Origin of the sequence: Streptomyces lavendulae subsp. lavendulae, assembly GCF_002803845.1 — a bacterium.
Classification (GTDB): domain Bacteria; phylum Actinomycetota; class Actinomycetes; order Streptomycetales; family Streptomycetaceae; genus Streptomyces; species Streptomyces lavendulae.
Window position 1 is genome coordinate 664,413 of record NZ_CP024985.1, and the last position, 20,526, is coordinate 684,938.

Sequence of the window (20,526 nt, forward strand, 5' to 3'; positions counted from 1 at the left end):
GGCGATTGGACACCACAACAAGATACTGCCACTATCCAGTAGCTGGATACTTCAAGTATCCAGCCTCAGGAACGCAGCCGCACCGCACCGGAGAATCGATGCCTCAACCCACGCCCCCCTCCGTTCTACGCCGACCTCGGCTGTGGATCGGGACGGGACTCATCGCCGCAGTGGTCTCGATGCTGTTCGCCCTGCTCTACGTGGGCGGCAACGTCAACCCCAAGGGGAACCTGCGCGACCTGCCCGTGGCACTGGTCAACGCCGACAGCGGCGCCGACGCGGGCGGCCGCCACGTCAACCTGGGCGACCAGGTCGTCGCGGGGATCCAGAAGGCCGCCGAGGGCGACAAGAGCTTCGACTGGCAGGTCGTCAGCCGCGAGGAGGCCGACAAGCGGCTCGGCCGGGGCAAGGTCTTCGGCGCCCTCGTGATACCCAAGGACTTCTCCGCCACGGTGACCGCGCTCGCCTCCCCGCAGCCCGCGCCCCAGGGCAAGGCCGCCACCCCGCCCACCCTGACCGTGCTGACCAACCAGTCGGCCGGCAGCATCGGCTCCTCCATGTCCTCCCAGGCCGCCCAGAAGGCCGCCCACGCCGCCTCCGCCCAGATCGGCCAGGAACTCCTCAAGCAGGCCGCGGCCCAGAAGGCCCCGCTCCCGACGGCCGCCCAGCTCAAGCTGGCCGACCCGGTGACCGTCACGGTCGCCGACGGCCACCCCGTCGGCTCCCGCAGCGCCTTGGGTCTGAGCGCCTTCTACTACGCGCTGGTCCTGGTCGTCTGCGGCATGCTCGGCGCCAACCTGGTCAACTCCCAGGTCGACACCGCGCTCGGCTACCTGCACACCGACTACGGCCCGGTCCGCAAGCGCGAGCCCGTCCAGCACACCAGCCGCGTCCGCACCCTGGCCGTCGGCATGGCGCTGATGCTCGGCATGGCGCTCGTCATGGGCACCCTGGTCGAGGTCGCCACCGTCGGGATCCTCGACATGGACGCCTCCCACCTCGGCCTGCTGTGGCTCTACTCGGTCGCCACCATCGCCGTCGTCGGCATCGGCAGCCTCGCCCTGTTCGCCGCCTTCGGCACCCCGGGCATGCTGCTGGCCACCATCGTCTTCGTCGCGATGGCCGTCCCGTCCTCCGGCGCGACCGTGCCGCTCCAGGCGCTGCCCGGGTTCTTCCGGACCCTGTCCGAATTCGAGCCGCTGCGCCAGATCACCGAGGGCATGCGCGCCATCCTCTACTACGGCGCCCAGGCCGACGCGGGTCTGACCCGCGCGTGGGCCTCGATGGGCATCGCCCTGGTCGCCGCGCTGGTCTTCGGCTTCGCCGTCACCCGCCTGTACGACCGCAAGGGGCTGCACCGCATCCCCTCCCCCGCCGACGTTTCCGAGACCGCGGCCCCCGAAGCCACGGCACCGGCCGCCGGCTGAGCCACGGCTCGCGGGGCGCCCGATCGCCTCGTACGCGACGCACCCGACCCGGCCGAGGGCCGGCCCACCCCGTGGGCCGGCCCTCGGCCGTACCCGCCCCCCTCCGGGACCGCGGACGTGATGCGCGTCACCGTACGAGGACTTCGGGGCGGGGGTACGTGATCATGACCGGCATGGACGCTCGATTCCTCGGCATACCCGATCTGGCCGAAACCCCTTCCGTGGCGGTCGTCGTCGACGTCATGCGCGCGTACACCGTGGCCGCCTGGGCCTTCGCCCGGGGTGCGGAGAAGATCGTGCTGGCCGGGTCGCTGGACGACGCGCTGGAGCTCAAGGCCCGGCACCCGGACTGGGTGGCGCTGAAGGACGGGCCGGCCGCGCCCGGGTTCGACCTGGTCAACTCGCCGGGCCTGCTGCGCACCGTCGACCTGGGCGGACGGACCGTGGTGCAGAAGACCACGGCGGGCACGGTCGGCGCCCTCGCGGTCAAGGACGCCTCGCTGGTGCTGTGCGCCGGCTTCGTGGTGGCGGAGGCGACGGCCCGGCTCCTGCGGGCACGCGGGTGTGACGGCGTCACGTACGTGGTCACCGGCGAGGACGGCCGGGCCGACGAGGACCTCGCCTGCGCCCAGTACATCGCCGGGAGGGCCGCCGGGTCCGGAACGGACCCGGCCGGGTTCCTCCGCCGCGCCGCCACGTCACGCGCCGCCGCCGAGCTGGCGGGGGGCGTGCGCGAGGGGGTCCATCCGGACGACGTCGCGCTCTGTCTCGATCTCGACCGCTTCCCCTTCGCCATGGTGGCCACCCCGGAGGACTCCCTCATGGTCCTCCGCCCGTGCGCCGTGCCCCCGGCGGCCGAGGGGGCCGCGCTCTGACCGCCGCTGTCCGCGCCCTATGAACCGGTCCTCGGGCGGCCCTGCGGCTGGTCGACGTCCGGCCCGCCGGTGTGCGGCACCGGTGCGTAGCCTTCGGCCGGCGCGGGCAGCGCCTCGACGCAGGCCGTGGAGCAGGCGTTGACCAGCAGGGGCAGGACGTCGGCACCCGACGTCCGCAACGAGATCCAGACCTGGCGGAGTTCCGCGGGTCCGACGGGCCCGTCGCAGACGCTGCACGAGCGGATCCTCGACGGCCCCCGCACACCGGGGTCGAGGTCTTCGAGGTCGGCGCCCCGGCCTCCCGTCGCCGCGGCCGGCAGCGCCGGAAACGGCGGCCGTCCCTTGTGGTTGCCGTAGAGGGCACGGGTGCTCACCGTGCTGTACCTCAGGGCGGGGCACCGGGTGATCTCGTACGGGAACCAGTGCAGGCGGTAGGAGGTGTACGGGGTGAACTCCTCCAGGCTCTTCATCGCCCCGATCTCGGGCGGGACCCGCACCAGGTTGCTGCCGTACAGCGCGAGGTGTTTCACCGAGGTGAGCCGGGTGATGGCCGGTGGCAGCGTGATGACCTGCCGCCGCTGTTCCGAGGTGAGTTCCACCAGCGGCTCGAAGACCTCGCGCCCGTCGGCGGCAGCCTCCTCGACCAGTTCGAGCAGGCGTATCCAGCCCGGTGCACTGGTGTCCTGGCGTTCGGGGTGGAACCGGGTCGGCCGCTGCCGCCCCGCCCCGGTCTGCCCGATGCACCCGCACAGATCGCGGGACGCGGCCCGGCCGCCGGGCCCGGCGGCGTCGGCCCAGCGGTTCGGGAACACCTGCGGTGTCGAATCGTCACTCATCCGGCCACGGTAAACGGATCACCCCGCGGGCGTGCGCGCTTGGCCCTTCCCGGCGCGGGCCCGGTCGCGCAACCATGCGACGCCTCCGACCAGCACGGCCGCCGCGACGCCGTAGAGGGGCAGCCACAGGGTCGTCGTGGCGGCCAGGCAGTCGGCGACGGCCTTCCCGCTCTGGTTCGCCTGCGCGTACGCCAGGGCGGCGCCGTCACGGCCGGCCAGGTCCGCCAACGCGGCCTCCGTCAGGAGGGATTCGTACCGGCCCATCGCCGGGCAGCCGCTCCGCGTGCCCGGCATGGGGAACAGCCAGGCCCAGCGCTGGAGCATGGGGGCCAGCGCGATCGCCACGCACAGACCGACGACCAGCGAGTACGCGACCAGGTTGCGCATGTAAGCGGTCCTGAGACCGGGCGTCCAGGCCGGCCGTCCCTGGAAGGCGAGGATCACCGCGAGGAGCGTCACTCCGATGAAGGTGGCGAACCACTGCCAGGAGCCCTGCGCGAGCGCGAACGTCAGCACGGCGGCGAGCCCGATGCCGACGACCCCGGCCGGCCCGGCGGCCTCACGGCCCGCCCCGCCGGATGCCGGGGGTCGGGCTCCCCGGGAGCCGGACTCGTTCACAGACCCCTCCTGCATGGTCGGGGACACCAGCCTCCTCCCCACGGCGCCGCGGTGGCGGATGCCATGCCGGTCGGGGACGGCACGGCTCCCGGATGGCGCAGCCACCGGGCGCGGGCGCCGTGGAGCCACGACTATTTGACCCCAAGGTCAAAAACACTGCTACGGTGGCCTCATGGGCAGGCCGAAGCAGTTCGATCCGGACGTGGCGGTGGAGCGCGCGATGGGCGTGTTCTGGCGCAAGGGGTACGCGGCGACGACACCCCAGGACCTCGTGGACGAGATCGGCATCGGCAAGGGCAGCCTGTACAACGCCTTCGGCAGCAAGCACGCCCTGTTCGAACTGGCCCTCGCACGCTACCGGGACTCGCAGGCCGCATGGCTGGAGGCACTCCTCGACCATCCCGGATCGGCGAGGGACCGGCTGCGGGGGGCACTGGAGGCGCTGGTCGCACTCGACCTGGGCGACCCGGACCGGCGCGGATGCATGGCGGTCAACACCGCCGCCGAGTCCGCCCCCTCGGACACCGGGACGGCCGACACCGTACGCATGATGTTCGCGCGCACGGAGAGCGCGTTCCGGGCGACCGTCGAGGCGGGCCAGCGGGCCGGCGAGATCGACGGCGGGCGCGACGCGGCGGCGGTGGCCGCCTGGCTGCTCGCCACGGTGATCGGCATGCGGGTGCTGGCGAAGACCGACCGGGACGGCACGCAGTTGCGGCGGGTCGTGGACGCGGCGATGGGGGCCCTGTAGCCGGGCGGCTCCCACCGCCCGCCCGCCCTTTTTTATGGGCTTGTTTTGTACCTGTGATTCAAAAACATTCGAGGAAAAGGAGTCCGGCATGGAACTCGATCTCGCCGGCAAGACCGCCGTCGTCACCGGGGCGAGCCGGGGCGTCGGCCTCGCGATCACCCGGCAGCTCGTCGCCGAGGGGGTCCGCGTCGCCGGTGCGGCCCGCACGATCACGGCCGCGCTGGAGGGGACCGGAGCCCATCCGGTCGCGGTCGACCTGAGCACACCGGAAGGCGCCGAGGAACTGGCGGCGCGGTCGCTCGCCCTGCTCGGCGGCGTTGACATCCTCGTCAACAATCTTGGCGGGGGCGACGAGTTCACCCTGAACGGGTTCCTCGCGACGGACGACGCCCTGTGGGCACAGAGCTTCGAGGTCAATCTGTTCGGGACGGTCCGCGTCACCCGGCGGCTGCTGCCGAGCATCCTGGAACGCCGTGGTTCGGTGGTGAACATCTCGTCGATGAGCGCCCGCATGCCGGGCACGGGTCCGATCGAGTACGGGGTCGCGAAGGCGGGCCTCAACGCGTTCGGCAAGGCCCTGTCCGAGGAGTTCGGCCCCAGGGGCGTCCGCGTGAACACGGTATCCCCGGGACCGACACGGACCGGCATGTGGGAGGACGCCGACGGCTTCGGCGCCCGCCTCGCCGAGGCGAACGGCGTCGGGCACCGGGACTTCCTCTCCGGGGTGCCCGCGGCGATGGGCATGACCACCGGCCGCATGGTCGAACCCGACGAGGTCGCCTCCGTCGTCGCCTTCCTCGTCTCGGACCGCGCGGCGAGCGTGACCGGCGCCGACTACCACGTCGAGGGCGGAGGCATCAAAACGGTGTGAGCCGTCCGGCACCCCCGCCCGACGCCCGGGCGGCCCGGCGTCAGTTGGGCCCGGTCCCGAAGCGGCGCCGGTACGCCGACGGAGTGACTCCGGTCTCGCGGCGCATCAGGGCGCGCAGGTTGGCGGCGGTGCCGAGCCCGCTGCGCCGCGCGACCACCTCGAAGCGGGACTCGCCCCGCTCGATCAGCCGGCACGCGAGGGCGAGCCGCTCCCCCGTGAGCCACGACAGCGGCGTCGTCCCCAGCTGGGCCCGGAAGCGGCGGTGCAGCGTCGCCGGACTGACCGCCGCCCGCGCCGCGAGGTCGGACACGGTCAGCACCGTGTCCAGCCGCTCCTGGGCCCAGACCAGGAGGGGTGCCAGGGACTCGTCCGGCAGGTCGGGGACGGGGCGCTCCACGAACTGGCGCTGCCCGCCGTCGCGGTGCGCCGCGAAGACCAGGCGCCGGCTCACGGAGTTGGCGACCTCCGCGCCGTGGTCGCGGCGGACCACGTGCAGGCCGAGGTCGAGCGCGGCGGCGCTCCCGGCGGCGGTGAGGATGTCACCGTCGTCCACGAACAGCACGTCCGGTTCGAGGTGCACGGAGGGGAAGCGGTCCCGGAAGGAATCCGCCCACTGCCAGTGCGCGGTGGCCCGGCGCCCGTCGAGGACTCCGGCCTCGGCCAGCGTGAAGGCGCCGCTGCAGAAGCCGATCAGGCGTGCGCCGCGCGCGTGCGCCCGCCGGACGGCGTCGAGCACGGCGGGGCGGCGGGGCACCTCGACGTCGGGGCGGTTGGGGACGATCAGGGTGTCGGCCCCGTCGGCCGCCTCCAGACCGGCCACTGCGGTGAGGGTGAAGAACCCGTCCCGCATCGAGGTGCGGGGCTCGGGAGAGCAGAGCCCGAAGTCGTAGAGGTCCCGGCCGAGCTCGGGTCTGCGCAGCCCGAAGACTTCGATCGCGCAGCTCAGTTCGAACGGGTTCGAGTTCTCGTCCACGATCACCACGACCCGGTGCGAGGATTCTTTCGCCATGTGCGATTCCTAGCACTCACACCGACCGTGCGGAACGGCCCAGGATGAGCCCGTGAGCAACGAACCCATTTCCCTCAGCACGGCACTGGCCTCCTTCGACGCCCTGTGGAGCCCCCGCATCGTCACGCGGGTCAACGACTACGACGTCCGCATCGCCAAGGTCGCGGGCGAGCACGTCTGGCACGTCCACGACGACACCGACGAGTTCTTCCTGGTCCTGGAGGGGGAGCTGCGCATCTCCCTGCGCGAGTCCGCCGGAGAGCGTACGGTCCTGCTCCCGCGCGGGTCGGTCTTCACCGTGCCGCGCGGTACGGAGCACAAGCCGCACGCTCCGTCCGGCGCCGCCATCCTGCTGTTCGAGCCCACCGGGACGCCGACCGTGGGCGACCGGCACGAGGAGGTCCCCGCCCACGTGGACGCGACGACCGGCCACCCGCTCGGCACCTGAACCGGCCACGGACCCGGCCGGTGCTCCGCTGCTCCGCGGACGGGCGCGCGGTGTGGCCGCGTTCGGGGGGACCCGTGGTGGCGCCTCCCCTGCGGCGCCGCGGGCGTCCGGTGAGGCTTGCGCTCCGGACCGCGGATCGGTGAGCGGATGAGCGCAGAGGTGTGGGGGCGGGTCCGCCGCGATCTGCCCGGCCCGGCCGCCGCCGCGGTCCGTGCCGTGGACGTGGCCCTGGCCGGTGGCGACGCCCGGGCCGCGGTCGCGGCCGCCCGGAGCGTCTTCGCCGCGTACGCGGTCGCCGTGCCCCTGCCGGTGACGGTGGCCTTGCGGCGGCCCTTCCACAGGCTGCCGGACGAGCTGGACGCCCCGTCACGGCCTGCCGCCTGACGGTCCGCACGGCGGCGGGTGCGCGCGGGTGCGGGGCGGCGGGTGCGGGGACGTCAGGTCAGCCAGGGCTTCCAGACGTTCTCGTTGCGCTCCACCCACTTCTTCGCCGCCTGCTGGGGCGAGAGCTTCTCCTCGGCGATCATCAGGGACACCTCGTTCTGCTGTTCCTTGGTCCAGTGGAACTTCTTCAGGAAGCCGGCCGCCTTGCCGCCCGACTCCGCGAAGCGCGTGTTCAGGTACTTCCGCAGCGGTGTGTGCGGGTAGGCGCAGGCCACCTTCTGCGGATCGTCGGCGCAGCCCTCGGTGTACTCGGGGAGTTTCACCTCGGTCATCGGGACGCGTTGGAAGAGCCACTGGGGCTCGTACCAGTACGTCAGGAAGGGCTTGTGCTCCTTGGCGAACTGTTTGATCTGGGTGATCTGGGCCGCCTCGGAGCCGGCGAAGACGACTTCGAGGTCCAGGCCGAGGTTCTTCACCAGCGCCTTGTCGTTCGTGACGTAGGACGGGGAGCCGTCCATCAGCTGCCCCTTGCCCCGGCTCTCGGGGGTGCGCAGCAGGTCGGCGTACTTGTCGAGGTTCTTCCAGTCGGTGACGTCGGGGTGCTCCTCGGCGAACCAGGTGGGGACGAACCAGCCGATGTGGCCCGTCACCCCCAGTTCTCCGCCGGGGGTGATGGTCTTCTTCCCGCGGACGTACCGCTCCTCCTGCTCGGGGTGGCCCCAGTCCTCCAGGATCGCGTCGACGCGGCCCTGGCTGAGGGCGTCCCACGCGGGGACCTCGTCGACCTGGACGGTGTCCACGCGGTAGCCCAGCTCGTGTTCGAGGAGGTAGGAGGCGACGGCGGTGTTCGCCTGGGCGCCGACCCACGACTGGACGGAGAGGGTGACGGTCTTGGCACCCTGTGCCGCGGCGTACGGGGAGGACTGGCGGGTCATGTCGGCCGCCCCGCAGCCGGTGAGGGCGGCGAGGGCGGTCGTGGCGGCGAGCAGGGTCGCGCCGTGGCGGCCGAGGGGGCGCCGGGGGTGTGCGTCGCGCATGTCAGTCCTCCTTCGCGGGCTGGGTGACGCGGTCGAGCAGCAGGCCGAGGCAGACGATCGCGGCGCCGGCCACCAGGCCGGTGGCGAGGTCGCCCTGGGCGAGGCCGAGGACGACGTCGTAGCCGAGCGCGCCGCCGCCGACCAGTCCGCCGATGATGACGACGGCGAGGACGAGGACCACGGCCTGGTTGACGGCCAGCAGCAGCGCGGGCCGGGCCAGGGGGAGTTGGACCTGCCGGAGCAGTTGCGAGCGGCTCGCGCCGAGCGAGCGGACGGATTCCACGACCGCCGGGTCCACCTCGCGCAGACCCTGGGTGGTGATCCGTACGACGGCCGGCAGCGCGTACACCACGGCGGCCGCGGCGGCCGGTGCGCGGCCGACGCCGAACAGCGCGACCACGGGGATGAGGTAGACGAACTGCGGGAGGGTCTGGCAGACGTCGAGGACGGGCCGCAGCAGCCGTTCGGCCCGGGCGCTGCGGGCGGCGCCCACGGCGATCGCGAAACCGAGCACGAGCGTGACCGCGACGGCGGCCAGGACCTGGGAGAGGGTGTCCAGGGAGGCTTCCCACACGCCGAGCGCTCCGATGGCGCCCAGGGCGAGGACGGCGGTGAGCGCGGTGCGCCAGGTGCCCGCGAGCAGGCCGAGCGCGCAGGCCAGCAGGAGGAGCAGCCACCAGGGTGCGGCCTGGAGTCCGGAGCGCAGCGGGTCGAGGATCCAGCCGGTGAAGCGGGCGGCCCAGTCGGCGGTGCCGCCGACGACGGGGACGCCCGAGTAGAGGTGGCCGGTCATCCAGGCGACGGCCGAGTTCACCGGGTCGGCCAGGGGGACGGTCCAGGAGCCGGGCCACAGGGAGCTCCCGGCGACGCGCCCCGCGACGGCGGCGGCCACCGCCACGAGGAAGGTGAGCAGGCGGCCGTACCAGCCGCAGAACACCCGTCGCAGCAGGTGCTGTTCGCGGGCGGGGACGGGGGTGGCGCCGATCCGGCGGCCCGCGGCGTCGGCGGTGCGGTCCAGTACGACGGCGAGCAGCACGATCGGGATTCCGGCGGCCAGGGCCGCACCGACGTCCACGGAGGCGAGGGCCTGGTAGACGCGGTCGCCGAGGCCGCCCGCGCCGATCACGGAGGCGATGACGGCCATGGACAGGCCTGTCATGATGGCCTGGTTGACGCCGAGCAGGAGCTGTCGGCGTGCGAGCGGGAGGCGGGCGGTCAGCAGTCGCTGGCGTCCGGTGGCGCCGAGCGAGGCGGCGGCCTCCATCACGCCCGCGTCGGCCCCGCGCAGGCCGAGGGCGGTGAGGCGGGCCATGGGCGGGGCGGCGTAGACGACGGTGGCGAGGACGGCGGCGGGCACGCCGATGCCGAAGACGAGCACCATCGGCAGCAGGTACGCGAAGGCCGGCAGGATCTGCATGGTGTCGAGTACGGGGCGCAGGACGCGGTCGGCGCGCGGGGAGAGCCCCGCGGCGAGGCCGAGCAGGGCGCCCAGTACGACGGAGGCCGCGACGGCGACGGCCATCAGGGCGAGGGTCTGCATGGTCGGCACCCACATGCCGAGCAGGCCGCAGGCGACGAAGGCGGCGGCGCAGGTCAGGGCGAGGCGGATGCCGGCGAGGCGCCAGGCGACCAGGGCGGCCAGGGCGGTGACCCCGGTCCAGCCCGCGGCGAGCAGAAGGACGTACACGGCGCGGACGGACACCACGACGGCGTTGCTGATGTGGCCGAAGAAGTAGAGGAACAGGGGGTGGCTGTCGCGGTGGTCGATGATCCAGTCGCCGGCGCGGCCGAGCGGGCCGGACAGGTCGGCGGTGAGGGCCGCGGGCCAGCTCCCGGCGCCCGGGAAGACCACGGCGAGCGGGATCAGCAGGGCGACGGCGACGCCCATCGGGACGAGGAAGGCGCGGCGCGCGGCGAGGGCGGCCAGGGGTCTGCGGGGGCGGTCCTGGGCGGCGGCGGTGTGGGCGGTCCTCGGACCGGCGGGCCGGTCGACGGACTGCCGGCCCCGCGCAGGGCCGGCGGGGCGGGTGCCGGGCGGGGTGTGGGTCCGGGTCGCGGTCACACGCACCACCTCCGTTCATCGGGGGCGGGGGCCGTGGGGCGGGCCGGGCGGGTCATGCCGCCACCCCCCGTCCGGGGGTGGCCGGGAGTCCGGCGACCACGGCGAGCAGCCCGGCGTCGTCGACCACGCCCAGGCAGCGGCCGTGGTCGACGACGCGGGCCGGTCCGCCGCTGCGGGCGACGGCCTCGATGGCCTCGACCACGGTGGTGGCGGGGGCCAGTGCCGGCCCCCGCTCCGCCTCGCCCGCGGCGGCGGGGCGCATCGCGGTGCGGACGGTGAGGACCTGTTCGCGGGGGACGTCGCGGACGAAGTCCCGTACGTAGTCGTCGGCGGGCGAGCCGACGATCTCCTCGGGCGTGCCGAGCTGCACGATACGGCCGTCGCGCATCAGCGCGATCCGGTCGCCCAGGCGCAGGGCCTCGGCGAGGTCGTGGGTGATGAAGACCATGGTGCGGCCCTCCTCGTGGTGGAGCCGGGCCACCTCCTCCTGCATCTCGCGCCGGATGAGGGGGTCGAGTGCGCTGAACGGCTCGTCGAACAGCAGGACTTCGGGGTCGGCGGCGAGGGCGCGGGCCAGGCCCACGCGCTGCTGCTGGCCGCCGGACAGCTGGCCGGGACGACGTTCCTCCAGTCCTTCGAGGCCGACCTTGGCGACGAGTTCGGCGGCCCGGTCCCGGCGGTCGCCGCGGCCGACGCCCTGGATCTCCAGTCCGTACGCCACGTTGTCGAGGACGGTGCGGTGCGGGAGCAGGCCGAAGTGCTGGAAGACCATGGCGGCTCGGTGGCGGCGCAGGGCGCGCAGCCGTCCGGCGTCCATGGCGAGGACGTCCTCGCCGTCGATGGACAGGCTTCCGGCGGTGGGTTCGATGAGCCGGGTGAGGCAGCGCACGAGGGTGGACTTGCCGGATCCGGACAGGCCCATCACCACGAAGACCTCGCCCTTGCGGACGTCGAAGGTGACGTCGCGGACGGCCGCGGTGCAGCCGGTGCGCTCGCGCAGTTCGGTGGCGGACAGGCCGGTGGCGTCGGCGGAGCCGGGGACCCGGGCGGCGGCCTTCTCGGGGCCGAAGACCTTCCAGAGGCCGTCCACGGCGAAGACGGGCGCCTCGGCGGGAGTGGTGGTGTTCATCGGGTACCGCCTTCCCGGGCCAGCAGCTCGGCCGCCTTCTCGCCGACCATGAGCACTCCGATCATCGGGTTGACGGCGGGCATCGTGGGGAAGACGGAGGCGTCCGCGATGCGGATGCCTTCGAGTCCGCGGATCTTCAGGTCCGGGCCCACCACGGCGCCGGGGTCGTCGACGGCACCCATCCGGCAGGTTCCGGCCGGGTGGTAGACGGTGTGGGCGACGGAGCGGGCGTAGGCGCTCAGTTCCTCGTCGCCGGTGATCTCCGGGCCGGGGCACACCTCGCGCTTCAGCCAGCCGGCCAGCGGCCGGGTCGCGGCGATCTCGCGGGCGAGCTTGATGCCGTCCACCAGGGTCCGGGCGTCGTAGTCGTCCTCGTCGGTGAAGTAGCGGAAGTCCAGGGCCGGTTTGACCTCGGGGTCGGCGCTGGTCAGGTAGAGGCGGCCGCGGCTGCGGGGCTTGGGGATGTTCGGGGTCATCGACACCCCGTGCGCGGGGCGTTCGTAGCCGATGCGCTCCGGGTTGTCGGTGAAGGGGACCTGGTAGAAGTGGAACATCAGGTCGGGCCCGGCGGAGTCGGGGTCGCGCCGGACGAACAGCCCGGCGTCGCTGTCCATCGCGGAGTTCTCGGGTATCGGGCCGTCGGTCTCCCAGACGATCACCGATTCGGAGTGGTCGAGCAGGTTCTCCCCGACGCCGGGCAGGTCGTGCAGCGGGGGGATGCCGAGGGCTTCGAGATCGGCGCGCGGGCCGATGCCCGAGTGCAGCAGCAGCCGCGGGGTGTCGACGGCGCCGGCGCACACCAGGACCTCACGGCGTGCGGTGATCAGGGACTCCGTCCCGTCGGCGGCCCGTACGCGGACGCCGCGCGCGCGGGTGCCGTCCAGTTCGAGGCGGTGGGCCCAGGTCTCCAGGAGGATCCGGAGGTTGGGGCGTTCGTCCATGACGGGGTGGAGGTAGGCCACCGACGCCGAGGAGCGCTTGTTGTCCTCGGGGTGGTAGGCGAGGTCGAAGAAGCCGGCGCCCTCGTGGAAGGGCTTCTCGTTGAACCCCTCGACGCACGGGACGCCCAGGGCGGTCTGCGCGGAGTCGACGAAGTCGCGGGCGATGGCGTTGCGGTCCTTCTCGGCCACCGGGACGATGTTGTTCAGGAGCCTGTCGAAGTACGGGTCCATGGCGGCGGCGTGCCAGCCCTCGGCTCCCGACCGTTCCCACTCGTCCCAGTCGGACGGGAGCGGCTTGAAGGCGATGAGGGTGTTGTGGGAGGAGCAGCCGCCGAGGACGCGGGCGCGGCTGTGGCGGATGTGCGAGTTGCCGCGGGGCTGCTCGGTGGTGGGGTAGTCGTAGTCGAGCTCGCCGCCGAGCAGCCCCATCCAGCGCCGCAGGGTGAGCACTTCGGGGCGGTCGACGTCGCTGGGGCCGCCCTCGATGACGGCGACGGTGACGTCGGGGTCCTCGGTCAGGCGGGAGGCGATCACCGAACCGGCGGTGCCGCCGCCGACGACGACGTAGTCGTACGCCTGCTCCGACGGGGCGTGCGCGGGGGTGTTGGCGGGGGTGTTCGTGGGGGTGTTGGCGGGGGTGTTCGTCGGGGTGTTGGCGGGGGTGGTCATGGCTCTGTTCCTCCTTCAGCCCGCGAACCAGCGCACGGGGTGGGGGGCGAGGTTCTGGTACACGTGCTTGGTCTCGCGGTACTCGGCCAGGCCCGAGGGGCCCAGCTCGCGCCCGGTGCCGGACTTGCCGAAGCCGCCCCACTCGGCCTGCGGGAGGTAGGGGTGGAAGTCGTTGATCCAGACGGTGCCGTGGCGCAGCCGGCCCGCCACGCGGCGGCCGCGGCCCGGGTCGGAGGTCCACACCGCGCCGGCGAGGCCGTACTCGGTGTCGTTGGCCAGCGCGACGGCCTCCGCCTCGGTACGGAAGGTCTCCACGGTCAGGACCGGCCCGAAGACCTCCTCCCGTACGACGCGCATCCCGCGGTGGCAGCGGTCCAGCACGGTCGGCCGGTAGAAGTAGCCGGGCCCGTCCGGGCGGTGTCCGCCCGCGCGGAGCACGGCGCCCTCGGCGAGGGCGGAGGCCACGTACTCCTCGGTGCGCTCGCGCTGGGCGGCGGAGACCAGCGGTCCGCACTCCACGCCCGGGTCGGTGCCGCGGCCGAGGCGGATCCGGTCGGCCCGGCGGGCGAGTTCGGCGACGAAGCGGTCGGCGACGCCCTCCTCGACGATCAGGCGGGAGCCGGCGGAGCAGACCTGGCCGCTGTGCATGAAGGCGGCGTTGAGGGCCTGGTCGACGGCGGTGTCGAAGCCCCCTTCGGTGGCGCAGGCGTCGGCGAAGACCACGTTGGGGTTCTTGCCGCCGAGTTCGAGGGCGACCTTCTTGACGGAGTCGGCGGCCGCGCGCATCACCTTCGTACCGCTGGCGAGCCCCCCGGTGAAGGAGACGAGGTCCACGTCGGGGTGGGCGGCGAGGCGCGCGCCGACGGGGTCGCCGGGTCCGGTGACCAGGTTGGCGACACCGGCCGGCAGGCCGGCCTCCACCAGCAGGCCGATGAGGGCCGCGGTGGACAGCGGGGTGATCTCACTGGGCTTGAGCACGAAGGTGTTGCCTGCGGCGAGGGCGGGGGCGATCTTCCAGGAGGCCTGGAGGAGCGGGTAGTTCCAGGGGGTGATCAGGGCGCACACCCCGACCGGCTCGTGGACGACGACGCTGTGGACGTCGGGGGTCCCGGCGTCCACCACGCGGCCCGCGCTCTCGCCGGCGACCAGGTCGGCGAAGTAGCGGAAGGCGGCGGCGACGCAGTCCACGTCCGTACGGCCCTCTTCCAGGGTCTTGCCCGCGTCACGGCTCTCCAGCAGCCCGAGGCGTTCGCGGTCGCGGTCGAGCAGGTCGGCGGTGCGGCGCAGCAGTGCGGCCCGCTCCGGGACGGGGGTCCGTGGCCACTGTCCGCTGTCGAAGGCGGCGCGGGCCGCGCCGACGGCCGCGTCGGTGTCCGCGGCGCCCGCCTCGGCGACGACGGCGAGGACCGTGGCGTCGGCCGGGTCGAGGACCTCTCGGGTGGCTCCTGATACCGCGGAACGCCAGGTCCCGGCGATGTGGATGGTCGTCTGCTCGGACACGACGCGCTGTACCTCCGATTCCGGCACCGCGGACTGCCCGCGGTGGCGATGTTCGGGCCCGCCTGCCCCGGTCCTACGGGGGCATGTCCCATCGGTCACGGGAAGTGACGGGAGTCACTCGCCGCCACCAAGGGGAGGTAACGGATGATTCAGCACATATCGCCCGGCCTGGAGGTGTCGAAGCGACCCTTCACGGGCGGGCGGTACGGGGTGGCGGAGCGGATCGGGTGCCCCCGCGGTCGGCTCACCCGTCGGCGGTCACGGAATCCGCGGCGCGGCGCACCGCGTCAGGATCAGCAGGGTGTCGACGAGTTCCTCCGCGGGGGCGCCGGTGGCCAGGCGGCGCAGCTGCTGCCCGAAGACCAGGGCGACGGCCACGCCCGCCAGGCGTTCGGGGTCGGGCACGCCGAGCTGGTTCAGGATCCGGGTGGCCAGCAGGTCGTAGGCGGCGAAGCACTCGGTGGCGGCGGCGCGCAGCCGCTCGTCGCGCCCGGCCTGGACGTACAGCTCGAAGGGGGCGATGTGGCGGCTGTCGAAGGCGTTGCCGCCGGCCACCCGTGCCACCGTCTCGGCCGCCTGCCCGATGTCGAAGCGCTCGTCGGTGCAGGCGCCCGCGAGCGCACTGAAGTGCCGGGTCTCCTCGGCCACGAAGTACAGCAGGCTCTCGCGCAGCAGCTCGTGCTGGGTGGCGAAGTGGTAGGTGACGGAACCGAGCGAGACCCCGGCCTCCTTGGCGATCCGCCGGTTGGTGACGGCCGCGACGCCGTCCTGCCCGATGATCCGCAGTACGGCGTCGATGATGCTCTGGCGGGTGTCGGAGGCATGGGGCATGTCGGCATTCTGCCCCATCGACCTGCCCCGACGCCCTTGCGGGGGGCGGGAGTTGGGGGGACCGGGTGTGGACACGGGGCGGAGCGGTCCCTACTGTTCGTTCGAACGAACAGTTGAAGGACGTCACACAGGAGTCGTTGTGGACATTTCCGGATCGAACGTTCTGCTCACCGGGGCCACCGGGGGCATCGGCTCCACCCTGGCCGCACGCCTGAGCGCGCGGGGGGCCCGCCTCACGGTCACCGGGCGGCGGCCGGAGGCCCTCAAGGCCACGGCGGACGCCTGCGGCGCCCGCACCGTCGTCGCCGACCTCGCCGTCAGGTCCGACGTCGTCCGCCTTGCCGGGGCCTGCGCCGAGACGGACCTGCTCGTCGCGAACGCCGCGCTGCCCGCCAGCGGCGAACTCCTGGACTACACCGAGGAGCAGCTCGACCGCGCCCTCGACGTCAACCTGCGTGCGCCCCTCCTGCTGTCCCGGCTGCTCGCGGAGCACATGGTGGCCCGCGGCCGCGGCCACATCGTGCTGGTCGGATCCATCTCCGGCAAGGCGGCGTCGAGGTCGACCTCGCTGTACAACGCGACCAAGTTCGGGCTGCGCGGGTTCGCCCTCGCCCTGCGCCAGGAGCTCCGGGGCACGGGGGTGGGGGTGTCCCTGATCCAGCCCGGTTTCGTCCGGGACGCCGGGATGTTCGCGGACACCGGCGCCGAGACGCCGAACGGCATCAGGACCGTCACGCCCGGCCAGGTCGCCGACGCCGTGGTACGGGCCGTCCGCCGCGACCTCTGCGAGGTCAACGTGGCCCCGCTGGAGCTGCGGCTGCTGAGCGCCATCGCCGGACAGTTCCCCGGGTTCGCCGAGCGGATCCAGGCGCGGACGGACGTCGACGGCACCGTACGGCAGATGGTCGAGTCCCAGCGCGCGCGCCGTTAGGCGGCGCCGTCGTCCACCGGGTCGGTCCACCGGCGTCAGTCCTCCGGGGTCGGTCCGCCGGGGTCAGTCCTCCGGGGTCAGCCCTCCGGGCGCAGCCCGAGCCAGTCGGCGATGCCGTCGGCCCCGGTGTCGGTGAGGTGGACGACGCGCGGGCTCGCTCCGTGGCGCAGCCAGCCGAGGCGGAACAGCCTCGCGGTGACGGCCGCCCCCACTCCCCCGGCCAGGTGGTGCTGCTGTTCGCTCCAGTCCACGCAGTAGCGGACCAGCGGCCGCCGGGCGGGCAGGGCGGCCACGTCGATGCCGAAGCGCCCCAGCGCGTCCCGGCCGGCCGGGGTGAGCCGGTAGTCGTGGTCGTGTCCGTAGCCGCGTGCCCGGTCGCGCACCGCCTCCCCCTGGCGGTGGGTGCCGTCGTGTCCGGCCAGGATGCCGTGGGCGAGGAGGCCGCCCATCAACGCGACTCCGAGCCGGCCCGCCAGGTGGTCGTAGCACGTGCGGGACCGGCGCAGGGCGTTCGCGGTGCCGCTCTCCCGCAGGGTCGTGACGGGGAGCGGGGGTGCGATCAGCGCGAGGGCCTCCAGTGCCAGGCTGACTTCGGGGCCGGCCAGCCGGTAGTAGCGGCTGCGCCCCGCGCTCTCCACGGTGATCAGGCCGGCCTCGACGAGCCTGGCCAGGTGGGCACTTGCCGTCGGAGCGCCGATCCCCGCCTCCGCGGCGAGCGCCTTGGCCGACAGTGCGCGGCCGTCGCCCAGCGACTTCAGCATGCTCGCCCGGGAGGCGTCCGCGATCAGGGCGGCGGCGCGGGCGATGTCGGGCTGCCTGTTCGGCCGGTCGCCGCGGGATGGGTTTCGGGTGGGCACGGCCCCATCGTAGGCAGTCCATGGTTCGCCCGTCGGCGAAGCGTTCCGCGTCGAGACTGGCGGCATGAGTTCCACGGACTTCCCCGCCCCGTCCCTTGCCGTTCCCGATGGATCCGACGCCCCCTCCCGGCAGGGCGGCGCGGCTCCGCGCGAGCGCCCGAAGCTGCGGCTGCCGCCGCTCGTCGCCCTGAGCCTCGGTCACTTCCTCGTCATGCTGGACGTCACCGTCGTCAACGTGGCGGTACCGGGCATCCAGGGGTCGCTGCACGTCGGCGCTTCCGGCCTGCAGTGGATCGTCGACGGGTACAGCACCCTCTTCGCGGGCCTGTTGCTCCTCGGAGGCGGGCTCGGCGACCGCTTCGGGCACCGGCGCCTCTATCTCCTCGGGCTGGCCGTGTTCACCCTGGCCTCGACCGGCTGCGCCCTCGCCCCGTCGGCCGTCTGGCTGATCGGGTGCCGGCTCGCCCAGGGAGCCGGGGCGGCCTTCCTCGTACCGACCTCCTCCGCCCTGTTGCGGGCGTCCTACCCGGACCGTGACCGGCTGGCGCGGGCGGTGGGCATCTGGGGGCTGGTGTCGGCCGTGGCCTTCGGGGCCGGGCCGGTGATCGGGGGCCTGCTCGTCTCGGGGCTGGACTGGAGGTGGGTGTTCTGGGTGAACCTGCCGGTGGCCGCGCTCGCCTGCGTGCTGACGCTGCGCCACGTCCGGGTACCGGAACGGTCGCGGGAGACCGGCCGGATGGATCCGGTGGGCGCGCTGCTCGGCGTCATCGGTCTCGTCGCGGTGGCCGGCGCGCTCAACGAGGCCGGCCCGGCCGGCTGGACCTCCGGCCGGGTACTCGCCGCCTTCGCGGTGGGGGCGGCGGCCCTGACCGGCTTCGTCCTGGTGCAACGGCGTCTGGAGCGGGCCCTCGTGGCGCGGCCGGACGGCAGGAGGCCGCTGCTGCCGCCGTCCCTGCTGCGCGACCGCCGGGTCGCCACGACGAACGCCGTCGGGCTGCTGCTCAGCCTGGGCTACTACGGGATGCTCTTCGTCGCGACCCTGTACTTCCAGCGGGAGCGCGGCTTCAGCGCGCTGGAGACCGGGCTGGCCCTGCTGCCGTCGGTCTGCATGGGCTTCCTCGCCGCGCCGCTGTCGAGCCGGGCCGCCGCCCGCACCGGACCCTACGTGCCCATGGCCGGAGCGCTGCTCCTGGGAGCGGCGGGCTTCCTGGGCTGGCTCGCCGCGGGACCGCACACCCCGTACCCCGTACTGCTCTTCGCCCTCATGACGACGGGACTCGCGACCCCGCTGACCGTCGTGGCGGCGACGGTGGCGGTCATGGAGGCGGCCCCCGCCGGGCACGCGGGCGTGGCCTCCGCCTCCTTCAACGTCGCGCGTCAGGCGGGCCATGCGATCGGGGTGGCACTGTTCGGCACGCTCGTCGGCGGCGCGGGCCGCGTCCCGGGTCTGCACGCGTCGGCGCTCATCGCGGCGGGATGCTTCCTCCTGGGATTCCTCCTCGTCGGCCTGACGGTGCGGGGAGCCGGCTCCCGGAGCGAGCGCTGACCCCGGGTCCGTCGGGGCGGCGCGACCGCCCGACGGCCGGGTACGGGGGCGGGTCAGCCGTCCGGCGGGGCCGGGTTGCGCAGCGGGGGCCGGGACCAGGGTGCGTCGTCGGCGCCGCCGGACTCCGGCCGCAGCCCCAGCTCCCGGAGCTGGTTGACGGCCATCATGGCGGTGAACATGGCGTTCGGGTTGGCGCCGCCGACGCCGAGTTCGGTGGCGCTGCGCGCGTACCCGGCGGTGAACGCCCCGGGCCGGGCCCGCCCGCTCTCCCCGGTCAGCCCGAGGGCGGCCTCCTGGAGCGCGGTGGCCTGCTCCAGGAGCCCGTCCAGGAAGGACACCGCCTCGGCGCCCCGGCGCACGGTGAAGGTGTGCCCGTCGGTGAGGAGTGCGGCCTGCCCCTCCTCGAAGAGGCGGGCGGCCTGGCCGAGCACGGTCTGGATCTTGAGCTGGTCGGCGTCGGCCATCGCACCGCAGGCTCCGTTGCCCTCGTCGGACAGGTGCAGGACACCGCAGTCCCTCAGGTGCACGACCACGTGTCCGGCGCAGTGACCCTGGCTGCGCAGCACGCGCACCGCGCCGTCGGCGAAGGTCCAGCCGGTGAACCGGAGCGAGCCGATGCGGATCCGTTCCAGCGGCAGTTCCTCGTAGGTCCGGGTCGTCGCGCCGAAGGGCCGCAACGGCCGGAAGATCGAGATCAGCCCCTCGGCGGCCCGCGCGGGCGGCGGGCCCTGCGCCGGCCCGGGGATGCGCTCGAAGGCCCGCACCCAGTACCCCACCGGGTCCCGCATCTGGTCGAGGTCCCGGGCGGGCACGAAGTGCTCGACCGGTACGCCCAGCTCGTCGGCCAGATCGTTGTTGCCGATGTGGTCCGGATGGCCGTGCGTGGTCAGCACCAGCGCCCTCGACCAGGGTCCGACGCGGTCGGCGGCCCCGCGCAGTGCCGCGCGGAAGGCATCCGTCACACCGGTGTCGACGAGCACCAGGGTGTCGCCGGTCCGGTGGACGAGGGCGTTGCCGACGTCCGGCTGCCCGTGCTCGACGTCGAGTTCCTGGCCCAGGACCAGCACGGTCGAGGCATCGATCTCGATCAGGTCACCGAGTGTGGTCACACGTCCTCCCGCGGTCCCGTCCCGTTGGGTCCGGACCCGGTTCGCCGCGCGGCCGTCGGCGGGCGGACGACGACGGGCCCGGTCACGAGCGTACGCCGCACCGGGTGCGGCGGCCCCCCGGACGTCCGGCGGGGGCGCGTTACTCGTCTTCCAGGGCCGCCACCAGCGCGGGCAGGTTGCCGCCGGCCACGGCGAGGGCGAGGTGGTCGTGGTAGTCGCGGCTGCTGACGATCAGGCCGTCACGGACCCGCAGCACCTGGATGTTGGCGGCCTCGAAGGTCCGCCCGGTGTCGCGGTGGAGCACGTGGTAGTCGAACTCGGCGACGACCACCTCCGCGTCGTCGGTCTCCCGCACGACCACGTTCGCCGGGGTCAGTTCCAGCGGCGAGCTCGCGGCGACCTGGGCGAACCGCTCCCCGAGCACGGCCCGCCCCACGAACCGGCGCGGACCGACCGGCGCGAAGACGGTCTCCACCACGGCGTCCTCGGCATAGAGCTCGGCGAGCTCCGTGTACCGTCCCGCCCCGATGCCCTCGATCAGCTTCTGGAAGACCTCGCGCGGTGACAGGGCTTCGGGCATGACGAACCTCCGGTGGGATCCACGGCTAGAATCGGACTGGCAACTCCGTTTTCACGATACGGACTGGACACTCCGGTTGTCCAGGGTTCTCGGGATCACGCCGTCGACGGCGAAG

Annotated in this window: 20 protein-coding genes; 8 read left to right on the forward strand and 12 right to left on the reverse strand. The window is 73.6% G+C overall.

Features of this window, described 5'->3' with window-relative positions:
* Positions 1-98 precede the first annotated feature (98 nt).
* Entirely contained in the window at positions 99-1,427 is a 1,329-nt protein-coding gene (locus SLAV_RS02920) for a YhgE/Pip domain-containing protein (protein ID WP_030229343.1), read from the forward strand.
* 173 nt (positions 1,428-1,600) lie between these two features.
* On the forward strand, positions 1,601-2,302 hold the full coding sequence (locus SLAV_RS02925; RefSeq protein ID WP_078950279.1) for a 2-phosphosulfolactate phosphatase: 702 nt from the start codon (positions 1,601-1,603) through the stop codon (positions 2,300-2,302).
* 17 nt (positions 2,303-2,319) lie between these two features.
* Here SLAV_RS02925 and SLAV_RS02930 read toward each other — a convergent pair whose 3' ends face one another.
* Together SLAV_RS02930 and SLAV_RS02935 are read right to left on the reverse strand one after the other, a co-directional pair.
* Positions 2,320-3,138, reverse strand: a complete 819-nt coding sequence (locus tag SLAV_RS02930) for a hypothetical protein (protein ID WP_030229339.1) — start codon at positions 3,136-3,138, stop codon at positions 2,320-2,322.
* An 18-nt stretch (positions 3,139-3,156) separates the two neighbouring features.
* The gene (locus SLAV_RS02935) at positions 3,157-3,756 is read right to left on the reverse strand and encodes a hypothetical protein (protein ID WP_037686969.1); all 600 of its coding nucleotides are present in this window, start codon (positions 3,754-3,756) and stop codon (positions 3,157-3,159) included.
* 172 nt (positions 3,757-3,928) lie between these two features.
* Here SLAV_RS02935 and SLAV_RS02940 point away from each other — a divergent pair, with 172 nt between their 5' ends.
* Both SLAV_RS02940 and SLAV_RS02945 read left to right on the forward strand, forming a co-directional pair.
* Positions 3,929-4,507, forward strand: coding sequence for a TetR/AcrR family transcriptional regulator (locus SLAV_RS02940; RefSeq protein WP_030229335.1), 579 nt, complete (start codon positions 3,929-3,931; stop codon positions 4,505-4,507).
* Positions 4,508-4,595: 88 nt separating this feature from the next.
* Positions 4,596-5,378, forward strand: coding sequence for an oxidoreductase (locus SLAV_RS02945; RefSeq protein ID WP_030229332.1), 783 nt, complete (start codon positions 4,596-4,598; stop codon positions 5,376-5,378).
* Positions 5,379-5,418: 40 nt separating this feature from the next.
* Here the strand turns inward: SLAV_RS02945 and SLAV_RS02950 are convergent, their stop codons facing one another.
* A complete protein-coding gene (locus SLAV_RS02950; protein ID WP_030229330.1) occupies positions 5,419-6,387 on the reverse strand; it encodes a GlxA family transcriptional regulator in 969 nt (322 codons plus the stop codon).
* A 52-nt stretch (positions 6,388-6,439) separates the two neighbouring features.
* Here SLAV_RS02950 and SLAV_RS02955 point away from each other — a divergent pair, with 52 nt between their 5' ends.
* Positions 6,440-6,835 (forward strand): cupin domain-containing protein, encoded by a 396-nt coding sequence (locus tag SLAV_RS02955; RefSeq protein WP_030229327.1) that lies wholly within the window; start codon positions 6,440-6,442, stop codon positions 6,833-6,835.
* 147 nt (positions 6,836-6,982) lie between these two features.
* Positions 6,983-7,219 (forward strand): hypothetical protein, encoded by a 237-nt coding sequence (locus SLAV_RS02960; RefSeq protein ID WP_158740627.1) that lies wholly within the window; start codon positions 6,983-6,985, stop codon positions 7,217-7,219.
* 53 nt (positions 7,220-7,272) lie between these two features.
* Here SLAV_RS02960 and SLAV_RS02965 read toward each other — a convergent pair whose 3' ends face one another.
* The 6 genes from SLAV_RS02965 to SLAV_RS02990 form a co-directional block, all read right to left on the reverse strand.
* Complete coding sequence (locus tag SLAV_RS02965; RefSeq protein ID WP_051840752.1) at positions 7,273-8,256, reverse strand: ABC transporter substrate-binding protein; 984 nt, start codon at positions 8,254-8,256, stop codon at positions 7,273-7,275.
* Position 8,257: 1 nt separating this feature from the next.
* Entirely contained in the window at positions 8,258-10,144 is a 1,887-nt protein-coding gene (locus tag SLAV_RS02970) for an ABC transporter permease subunit (protein ID WP_078950278.1), read from the reverse strand.
* 226 nt (positions 10,145-10,370) lie between these two features.
* A complete protein-coding gene (locus tag SLAV_RS02975; protein WP_030229318.1) occupies positions 10,371-11,447 on the reverse strand; it encodes a quaternary amine ABC transporter ATP-binding protein in 1,077 nt (358 codons plus the stop codon).
* Positions 11,444-13,057, reverse strand: a complete 1,614-nt coding sequence (locus tag SLAV_RS02980; protein WP_100660768.1) for a GMC family oxidoreductase — start codon at positions 13,055-13,057, stop codon at positions 11,444-11,446. Before SLAV_RS02980 ends, SLAV_RS02975 begins: the two co-directional genes overlap by 4 nt.
* Positions 13,058-13,072: 15 nt before the next feature.
* Entirely contained in the window at positions 13,073-14,557 is a 1,485-nt protein-coding gene (locus SLAV_RS02985) for an aldehyde dehydrogenase family protein (protein ID WP_030229314.1), read from the reverse strand.
* Positions 14,558-14,815: 258 nt separating this feature from the next.
* Complete coding sequence (locus SLAV_RS02990; RefSeq protein WP_030229312.1) at positions 14,816-15,388, reverse strand: TetR/AcrR family transcriptional regulator; 573 nt, start codon at positions 15,386-15,388, stop codon at positions 14,816-14,818.
* Positions 15,389-15,527: 139 nt separating this feature from the next.
* Between SLAV_RS02990 and SLAV_RS02995 the strand changes: the two genes are divergently transcribed.
* Entirely contained in the window at positions 15,528-16,319 is a 792-nt protein-coding gene (locus SLAV_RS02995) for an SDR family NAD(P)-dependent oxidoreductase (RefSeq protein WP_030229310.1), read from the forward strand.
* 77 nt (positions 16,320-16,396) lie between these two features.
* On the opposite strand, the gene SLAV_RS03000 is transcribed toward SLAV_RS02995, so the two are convergent.
* A complete protein-coding gene (locus tag SLAV_RS03000) occupies positions 16,397-17,176 on the reverse strand; it encodes an ArsR/SmtB family transcription factor (protein ID WP_051840748.1) in 780 nt (259 codons plus the stop codon).
* Positions 17,177-17,240: 64 nt separating this feature from the next.
* On the opposite strand from SLAV_RS03000, the gene SLAV_RS03005 reads away from it, so the two are divergent.
* Positions 17,241-18,722, forward strand: a complete 1,482-nt coding sequence (locus SLAV_RS03005) for an MFS transporter (RefSeq protein ID WP_078950266.1) — start codon at positions 17,241-17,243, stop codon at positions 18,720-18,722.
* Between the two features lie 53 nt (positions 18,723-18,775).
* Here SLAV_RS03005 and SLAV_RS03010 read toward each other — a convergent pair whose 3' ends face one another.
* Both SLAV_RS03010 and SLAV_RS03015 read right to left on the reverse strand, forming a co-directional pair.
* Positions 18,776-19,831, reverse strand: a complete 1,056-nt coding sequence (locus tag SLAV_RS03010; RefSeq protein ID WP_030229303.1) for an MBL fold metallo-hydrolase — start codon at positions 19,829-19,831, stop codon at positions 18,776-18,778.
* 139 nt (positions 19,832-19,970) lie between these two features.
* A complete protein-coding gene (locus SLAV_RS03015) occupies positions 19,971-20,411 on the reverse strand; it encodes a nuclear transport factor 2 family protein (RefSeq protein ID WP_030229301.1) in 441 nt (146 codons plus the stop codon).
* Between the last annotated feature and the right edge of the window lie 115 nt (positions 20,412-20,526).

What these genes read in the sequence shown, in the direction of transcription:
- SLAV_RS02990 (WP_030229312.1), bottom strand. Translation starts at nt 15,388, where the DNA reads ATGCCCCATGCCTCCGACACCCGCCAGAGCATCATCGACGCCGTACTG.
- SLAV_RS02945 (WP_030229332.1), top strand. Translation starts at nt 4,596, where the DNA reads ATGGAACTCGATCTCGCCGGCAAGACCGCCGTCGTCACCGGGGCGAGC.
- SLAV_RS02960 (WP_158740627.1), top strand. Translation starts at nt 6,983, where the DNA reads ATGAGCGCAGAGGTGTGGGGGCGGGTCCGCCGCGATCTGCCCGGCCCG.
- SLAV_RS02980 (WP_100660768.1), bottom strand. Translation starts at nt 13,057, where the DNA reads ATGACCACCCCCGCCAACACCCCGACGAACACCCCCGCCAACACCCCC.
- SLAV_RS02940 (WP_030229335.1), top strand. Translation starts at nt 3,929, where the DNA reads ATGGGCAGGCCGAAGCAGTTCGATCCGGACGTGGCGGTGGAGCGCGCG.
- SLAV_RS02965 (WP_051840752.1), bottom strand. Translation starts at nt 8,256, where the DNA reads ATGCGCGACGCACACCCCCGGCGCCCCCTCGGCCGCCACGGCGCGACC.
- SLAV_RS02975 (WP_030229318.1), bottom strand. Translation starts at nt 11,447, where the DNA reads ATGAACACCACCACTCCCGCCGAGGCGCCCGTCTTCGCCGTGGACGGC.
- SLAV_RS02970 (WP_078950278.1), bottom strand. Translation starts at nt 10,144, where the DNA reads ATGGGCGTCGCCGTCGCCCTGCTGATCCCGCTCGCCGTGGTCTTCCCG.
- SLAV_RS02930 (WP_030229339.1), bottom strand. Translation starts at nt 3,138, where the DNA reads ATGAGTGACGATTCGACACCGCAGGTGTTCCCGAACCGCTGGGCCGAC.
- SLAV_RS03015 (WP_030229301.1), bottom strand. Translation starts at nt 20,411, where the DNA reads ATGCCCGAAGCCCTGTCACCGCGCGAGGTCTTCCAGAAGCTGATCGAG.
- SLAV_RS02950 (WP_030229330.1), bottom strand. Translation starts at nt 6,387, where the DNA reads ATGGCGAAAGAATCCTCGCACCGGGTCGTGGTGATCGTGGACGAGAAC.
- SLAV_RS02920 (WP_030229343.1), top strand. Translation starts at nt 99, where the DNA reads ATGCCTCAACCCACGCCCCCCTCCGTTCTACGCCGACCTCGGCTGTGG.
- SLAV_RS02925 (WP_078950279.1), top strand. Translation starts at nt 1,601, where the DNA reads ATGGACGCTCGATTCCTCGGCATACCCGATCTGGCCGAAACCCCTTCC.
- SLAV_RS03005 (WP_078950266.1), top strand. Translation starts at nt 17,241, where the DNA reads ATGAGTTCCACGGACTTCCCCGCCCCGTCCCTTGCCGTTCCCGATGGA.